Here is a 16,853-nt window from a genome sequence, read left to right as displayed (position 1 = left end):
AAAAAACCGCTTCTCTATAAAATAGAAGCGGTTTTTTAGAGAAAGTATAGATCCTCCTTCGATAATTATGTAAATAAGACTATTAGGCTTATTTATTTTTTATTATTTGCAGTATGTCTTGAGGATCTATTCGATTTGTATAATCTGGATTCACATGAGTAAATGTAATTTCACCAGCTTTATTAATTAAATAAGTAGCTGGTATAGGTAAGGCCCAAGAGTCATTTCCATTGTATAGAGATAAATTTGCTCCAAACTTTATATAGTATTCTTTCATATAATCAGGAACTGTAAATTTAAGTCCATATGTCTCTGATACCTTATCATCTAAATCACTTAATACATGATATTGTAGCTGATTTTTTTCATGTGTAGTAAGAGTTTGATCAGGTATTTGAGGGCTAATAGCAAGTAATTGTATATTTTGTTCTTTTAATTGGTCTAGGATAGCCTGGTATGCTCGCAATTCCATATTACAATAAGGACACCACACTCCTCGATAAAATGTTAGGATAACAGGTCCTTTCTTTAGTTCTTCGTATAAAGTGACAGGAACCCCATTATGATTATGCAATGTAAAATTAGGAGCTTTTGTCCCCACATTTAAACTAAATGTTTTTTTAGATGCTGTTAATTCATCTGTTGCTCGTTGCATAATTGTTTGAACATTTTTGGGAATCTTGGCTACATAGTCTTTTTTAAATTTTTGCACTTGTTGTGTATAGTTCATATTAAATCCCCTTTCATCTCTATATTAACACTAAATAATATTATCAGGTACTAATTTTGTTTTTTTATAGAAAGTAGTGACGTATTGTATGAAATGTTAATTCGTTTTAAATGTTATAAATTCTATAATCTAAGTGTATATTTTATACACGTACGGTTAACATAATGTCTCATTATCGGTAGAAAGGAAAAAGAAGGAATCCTACTTTCACAAGGAAATCTCCTTTTTCCGTTCTATGGAGCAATGCATTTTTTTATACAATCCTATTATGTCGCGTTTTTAGGTTTCTCGTTTGTTACTGGATTACCCGAAAAATTGTATAAAATTATGCATACTCTTAGCGTGTTATCTTTCTGAAATGTTGGCAGTAGAGCCCTAGTAAGACTGTATTCTAGATTTTGATTCAACCTATAGCAAACTTATGATTTTAAAATTATTCTTGCATTTAAGTAGAAATACCATTATATTTGTATTAACAACTATATAAATAAAACATAATTTACGTGAAGGACACACCTTACGTACCATCCCAACGGTACAGGTGTGTCCTTTTTTACGTTCTAGGAGGAAAATATAATGGCAGAAGATAAGACAAACACTCAAACTGTAGAAGAACTTGGAATGGCTTTTGAAACAGAGAACCCACAAGGTGACACGGTGTTAGAAACAAACTTTAATCAATTTGAGCGAGTACGTGATCATGAACTAGAGGAATTAGCCCGTATGAAACGTGAGCGTACTGTAGGAAAAGGCTTGATTACAGTCGTATCCGAAAAGCTATTCCCAACTAAAAACGGAAAGTCTGAGCGTATACAAGTACTTACAATGCAAATTGGTACTCATACAACAGCATATTGCCCCATTACAGAGGCGGGTATAAATGTTCCTAAAAATCCTCAATGGCTAGTGGGTAGAACAAAGCCTGTTATCATTGAACACTTCCAAAAAACGGAAGAAGGCAACTTTGCTGTTGTATCTATCACAGCAGGGGAATTGGCACTTCAAAAAAGATTATATGAAGAAGTGACAGCGCAAGAGGGCAACAAGGTATACACAGGAATCGTTTCAGGACATATCCCATCTGCACAAACGGTCTTAGTTGAAGTGCATGGTGTAACAATAGGTGTAAGGTACTCACACTGGTCCTATACATTCGTTCGTCCGGAGGATATTGTCATTGGTGATGTTGTAGAACTTATCATCGATAAAGTAGGGGAAAAGAATGGCCGTTATGAATTTAGAGGAAATAAAAAGAAACTAGAAACAGATCCAATTGAAAAGTTGTTAGAACTAAAGAAACGCCGTGACCGATTTGTAGGTAAAATTGTAGGGGTAGACGCTATTGCGGGTATTTTCGTAGAGGTTGCACCAGGAATTCAGTTTAAAGGACTTAAGAGCCGTAATCTTGCCAATCCAACTGTAGAAGATGCGAAAAATCAAACGATTGTTACATGTGAGCTGCTTAATATCGACGCCAAAAATAGAAAAGGTACAGTGCGTATCCTAAATTATCCGCAGGGACAAAGTAAAAAAACTAATTCGTCAATTTTCCAATTTTAATGGATGACTATGCGTACAATAGAGAAACAATTGCCTACTTATGTCCCTTCTATTCCTCATTTATCAAGTGAGGATGTACAGGGACTTAAAATATATCGAATACATGAACTGGATAAAACCTATGTATTCCATTCTTTTGATGAATTGGTTAAGTTTAAGCAGCATTTAACAGAAGAACAGTATACCGTACTTGCTTTCATTGGTGTTCATACATCCGTTCGATTTAATCATTTATTATATTTATTTAAGGAGAAATATTCACGTAAGAAAATAAATGATGCACTTCAAGGATTACTTTACTACCGTCTAATTGAAAAATGGCAAGTGGAGAGTTTTGATATGGAGAGTTTTGAAGAAACATATACGTTATCCGACAATGGTTACAAGTTTTTAAAATACTGGCAGGGAAATATGTTCTTCTTTGCTCCAGAACGAATTGATAATCACGGTAAATATGTTCACCTACGTTATTGGCACGATATAGATTTAATCTGCCATCTGCGTTATGCCCCATCGTTTTTAGGGCATATCATGCATCCATCTATTAGTAAAGGGGTTTTTACCCCTCCTTTAAGTTTTGCTGTGCAAGGTGGAGTAAATCACAAATTTAATTTCGTTGTATACTCCACCCTATTAACAGATAAAAAGGATCGTTTAAAACGAATTATTGCTCGATGGAAAGATTTCGTAGAGTCAGGAAAAGATGTTATTATGCAAGATTTAGGAAACAATCCTACAGTCTTAGTTATATATGTTTCTACTGAAAACCAAGCAAAGCAAATTAATAATGAACTATTACTCGACCTGATACCTGGTAAAGTATTGTTATGTATAGGAGAAACCTTGCACATACAAGGATTACAACATGCATTTTATGAGCCCCTTGCAGAAGGGGAGATTAAACAATTAAATACAAAGCTATTCGCAACACACTAGGCCACCCTTACAAGCTATTAATTTCTTTTAAGGGTGGCTTGTTTACTGCTTTGTATTCGCTGCTTAAACTCCTTTGGTAAACAGTTATTCTCTTTTTTAAACAACTTATAAAACTGTGACATGTTTGCAATTCCAACTTCACATCCGACATTTGAAATACTAAGGTCACTTGTTATTAATAAACTTTCTGCTTGTTTGATGCGCTTATAATTCACATAATCCAAAAAGGAAATACCCATAATTCTTTTAAAGTATTTTATGAAATAATGATAGCTTAAATTTATTAATGCACATGCTTTGGTTACGGTTATCTTTTCTCCTATATGATTTTCTACATAATCAAGTACGGGTTTTAAACGAGCCAAGTCGTCTTGTTCACTATAATTTAAAATGTTATGTGTATCATTTCTTACTAGTATTAAAAGTAATTTCTTAATAGCAGCACTAATTGCGATTTCATATCCGTTTATTTTCTTTTTTGATTCTGTAAAGATTTCTATAATAAGAGCATAAGCCTCATTTTTTACCACTTTATTTTGTTCAAAAATATAGTTTAACTCATTTAGAGATTTTGTTTGTTCTGAAAAGCAATGTAAATATTGTATAATGCTTCGGTCAAAGTGTTGTTTTAAATTTACTTGAAACACAATGTAGTGTAACGAATCTGCAGAAGCTTTATGTGACCGATGCAACTCAGATTTCCCCAAAATAAAAACATCTCCAGGGCCAAGAACAATATATTTATCTTTATTTTGTATACCTAAATATCCTTCTATAATTGCTAAAAACTCAATCTCTTCATGATAATGCCAAGGGGCACTCTCAATTTGATCATAATAAGAAGTTTCCATAACAATGTCCCATACCTTTAAAAATAGTAATGGATTTTGATAAGTGACCTTTTCTTCAATTGCTTCAGTAAGTTTATTATAAATCCCTTCTGTCATAGACGTTTACACCTCCTTGTTAGCAATATAACACCTTTATCAAAATACGATAAGTAAGTTGCCTTATTTCTAATAGAAGAAGGCAACTTTTGATATAAACATAACGATATATGGCATATTTTTTAAGTGAAAAAATTTCTATAATAATTTCAAATCGAGCAAAAGGAGGATATGATATTGAATATTTTAAAAGTAGGTGTTATTGGCTGCGGAAGCATCGCGCAGTATCGTCATTTACCAGAATACCAAGCAAACCCATATGTGCAGATCGTAGCTGTTTGTGACAGTAATAAACAACGCGCAAAAGAAATTTCCAATAAATATGGTGTAAATATGTACACTGACTTTAACGAGCTTATCAATTGTGAAGAGTTAGATGCAGTGAGTGTCTGTACACCAAATGATTTACATGCATCAATATCTATCGCTGCTTTACAATCAGGCATTCATGTACTATGTGAAAAGCCAATGGCGACGTCAAAAAAAGACGCGAAAAAGATGATTGATGCTGCTGAAAAAAACGGTAAAAAGTTAATGATTGGTCATAACCAGCGCTTTGTCGCTTCTCACCAAAAGGCAAAACAGTTGATTGAAAATGGAGAAATTGGAAAAATATATAGCTTCCGTACAGCATTTGGTCATAGTGGTCCTGAAAATTGGAGTGTAGATGGAAAAGAGAGCTGGTTCTTTAAAAAAGATGAAGCGTTTCTTGGTGCAATGGGTGATTTAGGTATACATAAAGCCGATTTAATTCGGTATATCCTGAATGAAGAAATTACAGAAGTTAGCGCCTTTGTTGAGACGAGCGCAAAAACATTTTCGAATGTAGATGATTGTGCAGTATGTGTGTTGAAAAGCGAAAGTGGTATTATCGGATCACTTGCAGCAAGTTGGTCTTACGTTAGCAAAGAAGATAATTCAACAATTATTTATGGTGAAAAGGCCACTCTTCGCCTAGAAGATGATCCAACTTACTCACTCATTCTTCAATATAAAAATGGTGAAGTTGTAAAATATGAGCTTGATAAAATTCAATCGAATGCTATAGTTAGTCAAAGTAATTCGCATGTGATTGAGCGGTTTGTAGAGTCTATTCTTTCTGATAAAGAGCCGTTAATTAATGGCGTAGAAGGAATGAAATCGCTAGAAGTCATTTTGGCAGCCATACAATCAAGTGAAACAAAACAAATTGTTACAATTCCATTATGAGAAAAGGTGAAGACATGAAGAAACTACGCATTGGAATAATAGGGACCGGAGGAATTGCAAAAGGTCGCCATATCCCTGCATTTGTAAAGTTACATGAATATTGTACGATTACGGCTATACATGATAGAAACATAGAACGCGCAAAACAAACCGCTGAAACATATAACATTCCTTATGTATTTGAAACGTATGAGGAGGTCTTTAAAGAAGTTGACGCTGTTTGTATTTGTACACCAAATAAGTTTCATGCTGAGATTTCTATCGCAGCATTACAAGCAGGGAAACATGTATTATGTGAAAAACCAATGGCTTTAACAGCGACAGAATGTGAACAAATGATAGAATCTGCCAAAAACAGCGGTAAAAAACTTGCTATCGCTTATCATTATCGCTACATGAAGGAGTCACAAGTTGCAAAAAAAATGATGATAGATGAGATTGGAACGCCTCTTGTTGTTCGTGTAAAGGCACTCCGTCGCCGAAAAGTGCCAGGATGGGGCGTTTTCACAAATAAAGAATTACAAGGTGGGGGAAGTTTAATAGATTACGGCTGTCATCTTCTTGATTTAGCACTATGGTTAATTGGAAATCCAAAACAAACAGAAGTCATTGGTAGTGTCTATGATGCAGTTAGTAAGCTACCAAATCAAATAAACATGTGGGGGAAATATGATTATAAAACATTTGAAGTTGATGATCATGTTACCGCATACATAAAGTTTGAAAATGGAGCATCATTAATATTTGAAACTTCTTGGGCAGCAAATATTAAAAATGATGAAGAACAAGTAAGTATCTCCGGAGTAAACGGTGGAATGAATGTTTTTCCAATTGAATTATATACAACAAAACATAATATGCTATTAAATAGTGAACCTATTTGGATAGGATCTAACAGTGATCCTGGAATTTTGCAAGCTGAAAACTTTATAAAAGCTTGCTTATACGACGAGGAATTAATTGTAAAACCTGAGGAATCGCTGCAAGTATCACAAATTATTGATGCAATTTACAAGAGTAGTAACACAGATGTAGAAAGGACGGGAAGATAAATGAAATTAGGAGTATTTACAACACTTTTTTCTCATATGGAGTTTGAAGAAATGCTAGATTATGTACAAGCAGCCGGTTTGCATGCTGTAGAAATTGGTACAGGATGTTATCCTGGAGGATCGCACTGTAACTTAGATTTATTATTAGAAAGCGAACAAGTCAGAAGCACATATATAGAACATATACAAAAAAGAGATTTAATCATTAGCGCTTTTAGTTGTCACGGAAATCCTTTATCCCCGGATACTGCTTTTGCAAAAAAATCCCATGAAACATTGTTAAAAACCATTCAACTCGCTTCACTACTAGACGTACCTGTTGTGAATTGTTTTTCAGGTGTAGCAGGTGACCATGAAAACGCAAAATACCCGAATTGGCCTGTTGCACCATGGCCAAATGAATACAACGATATTTTAAAATGGCAATGGGAAGAAAAGCTCATTCCTTATTGGAAACAAGTTGGTGAATTTGCAAAAGAACATGGTGTGAAAATTGGTTTAGAACTTCACGGTGGTTTCTTAGTACATACGCCATATACATTACTAAAACTACGTCAAGAGACATGCAATGCAATAGGTGCTAACTTAGACCCTAGCCATTTATGGTGGCAAGGAATTGACCCTATTGCTGCTATTAGGTTATTAATGAAAGAAAATGCAATTTTTCACTTTCATGCAAAAGACACTTACATTGATCAAGAAAATGTGAATATGTATGGTTTAACAGACATGCAGCCCTACGGTGAAGTGAAAACAAGAGCTTGGACGTTCCGTTCTGTTGGTTGTGGCCATAGCTTAGATGAATGGTCGCAAATAATGAGTGTACTTCGTACATATGGATATGATTATGTTGTAAGTATTGAACACGAAGATCCACTCATGTCTATTCAAGAAGGATTCAAACGTGCCACAAAGAATCTTCAATCTATTTTAATTGAGGAAAATCCTTCACAGATGTGGTGGGTGTAACTTTGTTTAAAAAGAAAGGAGTAACATTTTCTCAGAGAAGCTATTCGTAAAAGAATATGAGCTTCTCTTTTTTTTAGAAATGTTTAAAAAAGGACGCCATATACCAAAAAAACTTAAGAAAACTAATAATCCTGTATCTACCTCTATACAAAGTACGGATTTTACGAAATAATATTCTTTGACACCTTTATACAGAAAAAACAACATATATAAATGTTTTTATTTCGCGTAAAGGAATATATAAGAAAGGGGTAACACATTGCTACATATACAAAGAGGCTACATGTACGATCCAGATGATAATGAGGTCATTGTGAACGAAATTTTCTACAAAGCCGCATCCGAACAAAAGCTAGGAAGTAAAATGAGTGTGTTTGCTGCAGACAAGCTACCTACTTCCATTTTTGAAAAGATCCAAGAAAACGAAAGTATGTCTTATATGGAAAGTATGGAAGTAGAAGAAGAAACTATTCAAGAAATACTTTGCCATTTAGACCAAAATCAAAAGCCAGAAAAGCTATATTTTGAACTGCAGTACATGAAGTAACATCAAGAACTGAAAATAAGAAGGGATTTTTAGTAGGGAAAACAAGAGCACTATTCTTCAATACATATAATAACTACATAGAAGGTTCCTTCTTATCTTCATTCTATTCAAAACAATTGAATATGATATAGAAATAGATTAATATATAACTATATTTATTGTTTAATTGATTCCGTTTATTCCCACACCTTTTTTGTGTTGTGGTTGAGTTGTAGAAGCAAGTTGCGTCTTGTTTCATTTATGAAAGGGCTTCTTTGAGCCGATTATTGTATATAGCTTATTTTGCTATGCACATATTTAATCGACTTAAAGAAGCCCTTTTTGTGTTGTCTTTAAGTTAGGAACTACTTGTATTAGACCATCTAGGCTAAACCAATAATAAGAGTGATTAAAGCACAATTATAAGGTGCTTTTTTCTATATCTAAGGGGGAAGTAAAAATGAAATTTTATGAGGTTAGTTATAGAGAAAGACTTGCTATAAAAATTATTGCAGCCAATAGTCCATATGAAGCAGTAGGATTTTATTTAATGGAAGCGCAAAATGATTATGGTGAAGTGGAGTACGTTAATATTAAAAGATTAGGTTTGCGTGAGCGGGTAAAGGTAGATTATGGACATATAGCAATCTATGATACCGTAGAAGAAATTTATCATCGTCAACAAATTGTAGATTTCCCATGTGTTATAGCAAATTTACTACCAAAAAATTAATTAAGCAGGTGTATATTATGAATGTTGAAAAAGAACTAAAAGAGATTTTACATTGTAAACAACTTATGAGGGATATGTTCTCTTTATCAATTGAGAGAATTGAATATTTAGGTAAAGGAACAGTTTATATGTATTTTGCAGTAGTTTCAGAGTATGAACCGAATGTTTTCTATCGAATAGATAAAGATCTTGATACATTTAGGTTTGAAAAAGGCTCCTGGGTCTATGCTATTACATTGTAAAAAAACGAATTTAGAGAATGTCGAATATTAAAAGCGGTAAGAAATTACTACCAAATCCAGGGCTTTATCATATCCTACTTTTGTTAAGAATTTCTGAACTCTCCGTTTTTAAGAACAATTCATAAAAGAGACATAGTACAGTAGATATAGAATGGAATGCAACTATAGAAAATATGGGATTTATATATAGGTATGGTACTTGTTGCAATGCTAAAAGCACAAGGAATTAGAAAATGTAAAACTGAGAGGAGCACTACAATATGATTACAGTTAACCGAGGATATATGTATGATCCAGATGATAATGAGGTCTTAATTACCGAAATTTATTATGAAGCTGCTACAGATACTAAATTAGGAAGTAAAATGGATAGCTTATCTTACTCAGCCATTCCTAATGAGATTAAAGAAAAAATAGAAGCAGCTGTTTCATTATCCTATATGGAAAACATTGAGATGTCTCAGCCATTAGCTGTCCTATATCAAAATGAAATTAACATGTATGGAAAACCAGAAAAATTATACTTTGAGTTAACTAGTATATAAGAGGGAAAAAAGACATTGGACGTATTCGTTCAGTGTCTTTTTTATTAATTTATAGAGGAGAATATAAAATGAATAGTGTAACTGAAATAGAAACAAGTCTTTGGACAATTTGTGTAGGGGATATTTTTAGCAATGGTCGTATGCCATACCATCTAAAAGTTGTAAAAATTGAAGTAGAAGATTTGACGAAACCAGACGATGCGAGGATATATAGTATACCTGTTCATCCTAAAAATCATAGCAGCCGTATGAAAATAATGGATGTATCAGAACATATTTCTTATCGAGCTTGGTATTATAATGAGTTTTGGAGCAAATAATATACTATGAATGAAAGAGTGTTACGGTTGTTTCACTCTTTTTTACTTGCATTAAAAATAAAGATAGTTTAATATACAAATACATTTATTATTTAATTGATTCCGTTTATTCCCACACCTTTTTTGTGTTGTGGTTGAGTTGTAGAAGCAAGTTGCGTCTTGTTTCATTTATGAAAGGGCTTCTTTGAGCCGATTAGTGTATATATAGCTTATTTTGCTATGCACATTTTTAATCGACTTGAAGAAGCCCTTTTTGTGTTGTCTTCAAGTTTGGAGTTATTGTATAGCCAGCACTTTAGGCAATTATTTTATTAATTAGGGGGAAACATCATGAATTTAGTCATGGAAAAATCACAAGGTAAAATACAAAATGATGCTCATTTACATGACATTATTGAAGAAATTAAAGAACTAGCTAATCCTTTATGGATCAGTTCTGTATCAATGTTGCAGGCGCACAATCAAAACTTCAATACGAAAGCTAGGACATTTAAGGATATTACCATTTCTGATTTAAGAGATTTGAAAGTAAGTTTAAGTCTCATTTATGCAGCAAGGAATATCAGTCGTATGAGTATAGAGGATTTGAATAAGCGTCTATCCATTCAATCAGGAAAAGATATTACTTCCTATGAGGATTGGTTACTTCATGAAAACAGAGGAATTATATGTGAAATGATTGATGAATTTCGAAAGACAGAGTGGAAACACCCAGATTCGAAATAACAATTAATGTAGGGGGATTATTATGACGAATAATATGGAAAGTTTACAAGCCGAATTTCCATTCGAACAATTAGGTTGGAAGATTACACATACATTCGAAAGCAACGGGCGTTTTTTCGCGTATGTAGCTCCATTTGTTGACGCACGCGCCATTCAGGACCGATTTGATGAAGTCTTTGGTATTGATAAATGGCAAGTGTCTTATGAAAAATGGGGTGAGAAAGCAACAAAATGTACCATTTCAGTGTTTTTGAATGAACGTTGGATATCAAAAGAGGATGGCAGTGAAGAATCTGATTACAATGCTGTAAAAGGTGGATTTTCCAATAGCTTAAAAAGGGCAGCAGTCCTTTGGGGCGTGGGAAGATATTTATATAATATAAAACCACATAAAGTAGAGCTTACTACACTTAGTAAGGGGAAAAATGATATCTATGTTTCTTATCAAAAGAAAGGGTATTATTTCACACCACCTACTATGTTACAGCAAAAGAATAAACAAGGTTGTCCACAGAAGGAACCATCAAACGCCCAACCAAGTCTGGGGTTATTAATTCAAGACATGCAACAACTAGTTAAGCCTTTAGGAATTACATCTAGGGATGTTTTGCTTGCCTATAATCACAATCATAATGCACAGGCTAGAACATTCGAAGATACAACGACTGATGGATTAGGGGACATTATAACTCGTTTGCAATTGATTCATAAGTCCATAAGTATTAGCCATGGGAATGAAAAACAGCTTAACCGCTGGTTATCTACCTATATATCCGGCGATATTACGTCCTTTAGAGAATGGTTACTTCATGATCATACAGAAGCCATTCATCAACTTATAGAACAGTTAAAAAAACAACAAAGCGGGTAAAGCTTTGTTTTATAGCAGGAAAACGAATGAACAGGATATGAGGTCTGTTCTTTTTTTATTACTTTTTGGAGGGATTTATTATGAAATTTACTATTAACCGTACATTATTTATCGAAAAATTAGAGAAAGCTAGTGCTACTGTAGACGTTAAAAACCCAATGCCCGCATTACAAGGCGTTTTATTAGATTGTAATCAACAGGGAATGATTCTAATGGGTTCAGACGGTACTGAAACAGTAACATTAGTAACTCGCTTTAATGTAAACAGTGGGGATTGTACTGAACCGGGGAAGGTGCTCTTTGCAGCTGCTCCGGTACTTAAAACGATTAAGAAATTCAAAAGTGAATTCATTGGTTTAGAACATAAAAATAACGAGCTGAAAATTGTAGAAAGTATGAAGAAACAGTTTAGCTTTTGTACCATGGATCATGAAGAATATCCTGAAATCAAAATTGAAGCAGGGGAAGACTGGATTTCACTTTCGCAAGAACAATTTATATCAATGGCCAACGGAACATTACATGCTATTCCTGCAATGGATACACGTAAAATCCTAACAGGTGTGAACTTAAAATCAGTTGATGATAAGTTCTTTAGTATAGCAACTGATGCTCACCGTTTAGCCCGTTTACATTTTGATTGTACGCAGATCACTATCGCAAAAGATGGTGAAGTCGTGTTACCAATTAAGTCTCTTAAAACAGCTCTTAAACTCTTTAATCGTGAAACAAATTTACAATTAAAGCTCATTAGTGATACACAGCTGGTGATCCGTGGCGAAAGTATTATCTATCAGTCTAGATTACTAGCTGGTACATATCCTGATACGGCACGTATGGTACCCGACGAATTTAAAAGTGAAATACAACTATCACGTGAAGAATTTAAAAACACGTTGGAGCAGCTTTCAGCATTTTCTTCCTTAATCGTGCTTACGTCAGAAGGAAAAGAAAGCATCCATCTTAAACCACAAAATTCTCAAGTAGGTACTGCAAGTGTAGAAATTCCATGTAATCAAGTAGAAGTATTTACATTGGCTTGTAATGTGGAATATCTGCTGCAAGCACTACAAACAATAACTTCTGAAACAATCGCGATAAAAATGATTAGTAATCAGAGACCTATCGTTGTAGTAGGAGCAGAGGATACAACTCACTCTAATCTGCAGTTAATTCTACCGGTTCGCGTGTAAGGGGGCATCCAAATGAGTATGAATCACAGTGACTTCTTTGACTTTTTACAGTCAAAAGAAGTCCTTCCTAATAATCATGAACTTCGTCAGTCCTTTGAATCAATTATAAATGGATTTATTGCGAATGAAATGCCTGATTTAGAAGACATACCATTAGAACATATAGATGAATTTGAAAAGCAATTTGAGCAGCTACGACATTATGTCACGTTTTATAGTGGTAATTCATTTCGTATAAATGGTCCAGATTGTGAATTAAAAGAAATGCTACATTTACATCTTTTCACCGAACAACTAGAAGATGTAGAAAAGCAGGGGCTAGAAGATGAAATATTTATTTAATTAAGGAAATGAGATGAAAGTATACATTCGGATACTACGCATACAAAAATTAATTCGTAAATATAACATCCCATTCTTAATCAATATCAATGATTTTCACAGGGACAAGTTGCATATCACAAGTGAACTATTATTCGAGTCGCTTGCGCGTTTTAACGAGCAAACACGTATATTTTGTCACTTTGCCTTTGGAACTGAAGAAGACCTGTTAGATGGCGCGCTATTTAGCTCAGAAGACATGTATTCGAATTTTGCTTCGGATATTAGTTCTATGGTTGCGGAAGGATATTACTTCGATACAGCTGGTTACTATTTATGTATAGGATCGGAACATATAACACAATCCGATTTTCAATTCGTGTTACATGAATTTTCGTTTAACACCTATCAAAGCGAAGCGTATCCCATTCATATTTTGATTGAATTTCTAGAGGATGGTTATGAACAGTACTCATTTGATGAATGGGTACTTTCTTATTATGAAATTATAATCCGTCAGCTGCTTCAGAACCACAGCGCGTTATTACCAATAAGTTCGCTGCCATGACTGTTGCTCAATTCGTCAACGAACTCTTTGATGAAGGTACCGTATCGAATCACTATATCATTTTCCAAGCTCAAAAGGCTTTTATGAAAGCTGCACCAATTGAGGAGTAATGATATAGGAGGGGACAAGATGAGAGTGTATCAATTAGATTCCACTCAATTACAACACAGTTTAACACCAACAAACATGTGTAATGGTGTTCTACAATACTACCAATATAAGCAGTATACCGTTGTATCTTTACTTGATTTATCAAAGCAAGATTCCGAAATGATACCATTGCTTCTGGCTTGTTTAGCAGAGGCTTTGATTCATTTCAATCCGGATTCTTTTTTAGCGAAGGATGAATCTAGCATCTTATATTGGTGTAGAAAGAACTTTAAAGGATTTCATAGTATCTCTGACCATGGATTTTTACAAGATTTCAAGCAGATATACGAATGTTATCAAGCATTGCAGAACGTTGGGAAACAAGAGAAAAATATAAAAATAAATATGTAATAGCAAGGAGAAGAGAAACGCATGTATAATATACTTAAACGTCTATTTAATTACATTATCCGAGGGGTGATTCGGATTAACGAAGAGGTACAAAGGGAATTGGATCTATTGGTGCAAAAGATTCGTGAAACTGTGTCTTCTGTCCAAAAAATCATCCTTTTTGGCTCTCATGCATATGGCACACCAAATGAAGATAGTGATTTTGATCTCTGTATTGTTGTGGAAGGTGTAGGAGAAAGAAAAAGGGAAGTCATTAATTGTATCAATTGGGGTATTTACGATGTTATGGAAACACCAGTTGATATTTTAGTGTATGGGCCAGAAGAGTTTCTAGAACGTGCTAACCGTATCGTAACTATGGAACATAAGATTGCACTAGAAGGGAAGGTCCTATATGAGAAATACTGAGGATCTAAAAGAGTGGGTATTCATCGCAAAATCTGATTTAGATTCTGCTAGTTACTTATCTCATATGAAACCTTTCCCCACTGCAATTATTTGTTATCATAGCCAACAATGTGTGGAGAAACTTCTAAAAGGATTTCTTGCATTAAATGGTAGAACAGTCCCAAAAACTCATAACCTTTTAATGCTGCACAAATCTTGTTGTAGATTAGATGAGGAGTTCTCATTGATTTTAGAGCAATGCGTGCAGCTGAATGGTTATGCTACAGATATTCGTTATCCGTATTTTGAAGCACTTACTGTTCAAGATGGATTAATCGCCATACAACATGCTCAAAAAGTAATGAGTTTTTATATGGAAAAGTTAAACAAGTTGAATATACATGAAATCACAGTCGATTAAAAATAAAGGATATACATAAAAGAGAGTGCCTATTAAATAGGGACTCTCTTTTTCTATCTAAAAAAAGAGGAATAATTCATAGTAGAATGAAATGCTACTATAAATCTAACAATATAATGACGGACATTTATACACAAATTAAAGAGTAAATGAAAAAGACCTATTTATCACATGCGTGTTATTTTATAGGGTACAGTGGTGACAAAGATAATTCTGCCATGTTGATTGAGATTGTTATAGGATGCGATTGCCTAGCTATCGTTAGAAGAGCTATATGTATGATTAGAAAGATTAGTTCATAACTCTATAAAGTTATTATAAAGGAAGATCGATGCTTATTTAATCTCATATACTATATTAAAGTATGGCTATCTAATAATAATACTACCTCAATATTTTATGCTAGTGGTTGGAGATTATATGTTGTAAACTATTTTATTAGGAAGCCTTTTCCCTTGAATTTTGTGTAGAAACTCAATTCTATGAAAAGGGATTCCTTTTCTATTTACATTGCATACATCTTAAAGCTTTAATTCGGGTTTGATTTTCTTTAAGGTGTAAGTAGTACGAATAAAATTGTGCTGCATGATATAAGTTAATACTTAACTTAAAAAATATGAGGTATGTACTCTTATCAATGCAAAATTTGCATAAGGAGAAAGCTTAATGAATAAGAAGTGTCAAGTATTTACCCCGCTTAACATAGTAAACGATATATTAAATGGCGTAGGCTATGTTTCAAATTTATATGGAAAAAAGGTTATTGAAAATGCCTGTGGAGATGGGAATATTTTAATAGAGATTGTTAGAAGGTATATTGAAGACAGTTTAAATAGGGGTATCTCTTTGGAAAAAATAAAAAAAGGATTAGAATTAGATATATATGGGTGCGAAATAGATTCAGTACATTATGAGAACTGCATAAAAAATTTAAATTCTATAGCAGCAGAGTATAATTTAGATAATATATCCTGGAATATTCTTAATAAGGATATTTTAAAAGTAAGTTTAGATATCAAGTTTGATTTTGTAATTGGTAATCCACCATATATTAATTATAGAGATTTGGACAAAGAGACTAGAACGTTTGTAAGAGAAAATTTCCAATCTTGTAAAAAAGGGAAATTTGATTACTGTTATGCATTTATTGAAGACAGTTTAAATAGTTTAAATGATACGGGTAAAATTGCATATCTCATTCCAAATAGTATATTTAAAAATGTATTTGCCCAAGAAATTAGAGAGATAATGCTACCGTATCTATCGGAAATTCATGATTATACCGTGCAAAAAATATTTGAAAATGCACTAATATCATCGGCAATACTAATTTTAGATAAGGGTAAAATAGTTAACGAAATCACTTACCTTGATATTAAAAATAAAAAACAGCATAAGGTAAACAAAATAAATTTAAAAATGAAATGGGTATTTTCTATCCAAGAGGAAAACACTTCAATAGAAAAATGTAAATTCAGTGATTTTTTTACTGCTTCAAGTAGCGTTGCAACATTATTGAATAGAGCGTTTGTTGTAGGGAATTTCACAGAAGAGGAAGAGTATATTAATGTAGACAGTTTCAGAATAGAAAAAGCTCTATTACGAGAAACAGCAAGTCCACGTGCATTAAATTATAATAAAAAAGAATTAATAATTTTTCCTTATACGTATGTAGACGGTAAATTAAATAAGTATTCACCTGAAGAGTTTAAAAAAACTTTTCCAGAAGGATATAAGTACTTGAAAAACTTTAAAGGGAATTTAGAAAAAAGAAAGTCAGATAGAAGTGTAAACTGGTATGAGTATGGAAGGACACAGGCACTTGCGCATTTAGATCAAGAAAAGCTTTTAACATCTATTGTTGTAACAAAGACGGTGAAAGTTTATGAATTAAAAAAAGAATGTATCCCATATTCCGGTATTTATATCATATCCAAAGGAGATATAAAATTAGATACAGCTAAGAAAATATTAGAAAGTGAATCTTTTTATCAATATGTAAAATCAATTGGCATTAATGCTAGTGGAAGTTCCGTGAGAATAACTGCTAGGGATATAAATAACTTTGAATTTCCAAAACAGGAGGTATTATGAGA

21 protein-coding genes are annotated in these 16,853 nt (G+C 33.3%); 19 read left to right on the top strand and 2 right to left on the bottom strand.

The features are described from left to right. Positions 1 to 88: 88 nt before the first annotated feature. The gene (locus B9A45_RS31320; RefSeq protein ID WP_084065951.1) at positions 89 to 730 is read right to left on the bottom strand and encodes a peroxiredoxin-like family protein; all 642 of its coding nucleotides are present in this window, start codon (positions 728 to 730) and stop codon (positions 89 to 91) included. A gap of 576 nt (positions 731 to 1,306) precedes the next feature. Between B9A45_RS31320 and B9A45_RS31310 the strand changes: the two genes are divergently transcribed. Together B9A45_RS31310 and B9A45_RS31305 are read left to right on the top strand one after the other, a co-directional pair. Then, positions 1,307 to 2,290 carry an RNA-binding protein gene (locus tag B9A45_RS31310; RefSeq protein WP_084065949.1) on the top strand — a complete coding sequence of 328 codons (984 nt, stop codon included), beginning with the start codon at positions 1,307 to 1,309 and terminating at the stop codon, positions 2,288 to 2,290. A 9-nt stretch (positions 2,291 to 2,299) separates the two neighbouring features. Then, positions 2,300 to 3,226 (top strand): hypothetical protein, encoded by a 927-nt coding sequence (locus tag B9A45_RS31305; RefSeq protein WP_084065948.1) that lies wholly within the window; start codon positions 2,300 to 2,302, stop codon positions 3,224 to 3,226. A gap of 17 nt (positions 3,227 to 3,243) precedes the next feature. On the opposite strand, the gene B9A45_RS31300 is transcribed toward B9A45_RS31305, so the two are convergent. Continuing rightward, positions 3,244 to 4,173: a helix-turn-helix domain-containing protein gene (locus tag B9A45_RS31300; RefSeq protein WP_084065947.1), complete on the bottom strand. Its 930-nt coding sequence runs from the start codon at positions 4,171 to 4,173 to the stop codon at positions 3,244 to 3,246. Between the two features lie 177 nt (positions 4,174 to 4,350). Here B9A45_RS31300 and B9A45_RS31295 point away from each other — a divergent pair, with 177 nt between their 5' ends. From B9A45_RS31295 to B9A45_RS31215, 17 genes are all read left to right on the top strand, one after another. After that, positions 4,351 to 5,382 (top strand): Gfo/Idh/MocA family protein, encoded by a 1,032-nt coding sequence (locus B9A45_RS31295; protein ID WP_098323925.1) that lies wholly within the window; start codon positions 4,351 to 4,353, stop codon positions 5,380 to 5,382. Further along, complete coding sequence (locus B9A45_RS31290; protein ID WP_084065945.1) at positions 5,379 to 6,434, top strand: Gfo/Idh/MocA family protein; 1,056 nt, start codon at positions 5,379 to 5,381, stop codon at positions 6,432 to 6,434. The genes B9A45_RS31295 and B9A45_RS31290 overlap by 4 nt, the downstream gene beginning before the upstream one ends. Continuing rightward, positions 6,435 to 7,403, top strand: coding sequence for a sugar phosphate isomerase/epimerase family protein (locus tag B9A45_RS31285; RefSeq protein ID WP_084065944.1), 969 nt, complete (start codon positions 6,435 to 6,437; stop codon positions 7,401 to 7,403). It abuts the gene before it with no gap. A 283-nt stretch (positions 7,404 to 7,686) separates the two neighbouring features. Continuing rightward, complete coding sequence (locus tag B9A45_RS31280; RefSeq protein ID WP_084065943.1) at positions 7,687 to 7,950, top strand: hypothetical protein; 264 nt, start codon at positions 7,687 to 7,689, stop codon at positions 7,948 to 7,950. Between the two features lie 439 nt (positions 7,951 to 8,389). Continuing rightward, the gene (locus tag B9A45_RS31275; protein ID WP_084065942.1) at positions 8,390 to 8,662 is read left to right on the top strand and encodes a hypothetical protein; all 273 of its coding nucleotides are present in this window, start codon (positions 8,390 to 8,392) and stop codon (positions 8,660 to 8,662) included. A 17-nt stretch (positions 8,663 to 8,679) separates the two neighbouring features. Then, positions 8,680 to 8,904 carry a hypothetical protein gene (locus B9A45_RS31270; protein WP_016112231.1) on the top strand — a complete coding sequence of 75 codons (225 nt, stop codon included), beginning with the start codon at positions 8,680 to 8,682 and terminating at the stop codon, positions 8,902 to 8,904. Between the two features lie 260 nt (positions 8,905 to 9,164). Further along, positions 9,165 to 9,449 carry a hypothetical protein gene (locus B9A45_RS31265; protein WP_084065941.1) on the top strand — a complete coding sequence of 95 codons (285 nt, stop codon included), beginning with the start codon at positions 9,165 to 9,167 and terminating at the stop codon, positions 9,447 to 9,449. A 68-nt stretch (positions 9,450 to 9,517) separates the two neighbouring features. After that, positions 9,518 to 9,769 carry a hypothetical protein gene (locus tag B9A45_RS31260; RefSeq protein ID WP_084065940.1) on the top strand — a complete coding sequence of 84 codons (252 nt, stop codon included), beginning with the start codon at positions 9,518 to 9,520 and terminating at the stop codon, positions 9,767 to 9,769. Positions 9,770 to 10,099: 330 nt separating this feature from the next. Continuing rightward, on the top strand, positions 10,100 to 10,495 hold the full coding sequence (locus B9A45_RS31255) for a hypothetical protein (protein WP_084065939.1): 396 nt from the start codon (positions 10,100 to 10,102) through the stop codon (positions 10,493 to 10,495). A gap of 22 nt (positions 10,496 to 10,517) precedes the next feature. Beyond that, positions 10,518 to 11,366 (top strand): Rad52/Rad22 family DNA repair protein, encoded by an 849-nt coding sequence (locus B9A45_RS31250; RefSeq protein ID WP_084065938.1) that lies wholly within the window; start codon positions 10,518 to 10,520, stop codon positions 11,364 to 11,366. Positions 11,367 to 11,446: 80 nt separating this feature from the next. Next, positions 11,447 to 12,559, top strand: a complete 1,113-nt coding sequence (gene dnaN, locus B9A45_RS31245) for a DNA polymerase III subunit beta (RefSeq protein WP_084065937.1) — start codon at positions 11,447 to 11,449, stop codon at positions 12,557 to 12,559. Between the two features lie 12 nt (positions 12,560 to 12,571). Then, positions 12,572 to 12,901: a hypothetical protein gene (locus B9A45_RS31240; protein WP_084065936.1), complete on the top strand. Its 330-nt coding sequence runs from the start codon at positions 12,572 to 12,574 to the stop codon at positions 12,899 to 12,901. A gap of 13 nt (positions 12,902 to 12,914) precedes the next feature. Continuing rightward, positions 12,915 to 13,448 carry a hypothetical protein gene (locus B9A45_RS31235; RefSeq protein WP_084065935.1) on the top strand — a complete coding sequence of 178 codons (534 nt, stop codon included), beginning with the start codon at positions 12,915 to 12,917 and terminating at the stop codon, positions 13,446 to 13,448. A gap of 129 nt (positions 13,449 to 13,577) precedes the next feature. Continuing rightward, positions 13,578 to 13,949, top strand: a complete 372-nt coding sequence (locus B9A45_RS31230; RefSeq protein ID WP_084065934.1) for a hypothetical protein — start codon at positions 13,578 to 13,580, stop codon at positions 13,947 to 13,949. Between the two features lie 21 nt (positions 13,950 to 13,970). After that, the gene (locus B9A45_RS31225) at positions 13,971 to 14,357 is read left to right on the top strand and encodes a nucleotidyltransferase domain-containing protein (protein WP_084065933.1); all 387 of its coding nucleotides are present in this window, start codon (positions 13,971 to 13,973) and stop codon (positions 14,355 to 14,357) included. Then, a complete protein-coding gene (locus B9A45_RS31220) occupies positions 14,344 to 14,757 on the top strand; it encodes a HEPN domain-containing protein (RefSeq protein ID WP_084065932.1) in 414 nt (137 codons plus the stop codon). Before B9A45_RS31225 ends, B9A45_RS31220 begins: the two co-directional genes overlap by 14 nt. Positions 14,758 to 15,423: 666 nt before the next feature. Then, positions 15,424 to 16,851, top strand: a complete 1,428-nt coding sequence (locus B9A45_RS31215; RefSeq protein ID WP_084065931.1) for an Eco57I restriction-modification methylase domain-containing protein — start codon at positions 15,424 to 15,426, stop codon at positions 16,849 to 16,851. Positions 16,852 to 16,853 lie beyond the last annotated feature (2 nt).

The sequence above is a fragment of the Bacillus sp. JKS001846 genome (assembly GCF_900176455.1).
In the GTDB taxonomy this organism is placed as follows: Bacteria; Bacillota; Bacilli; order Bacillales; family Bacillaceae_G; genus Bacillus_A; species Bacillus_A cereus.
This window is presented reverse-complemented; position numbering and strand designations above follow the sequence as displayed.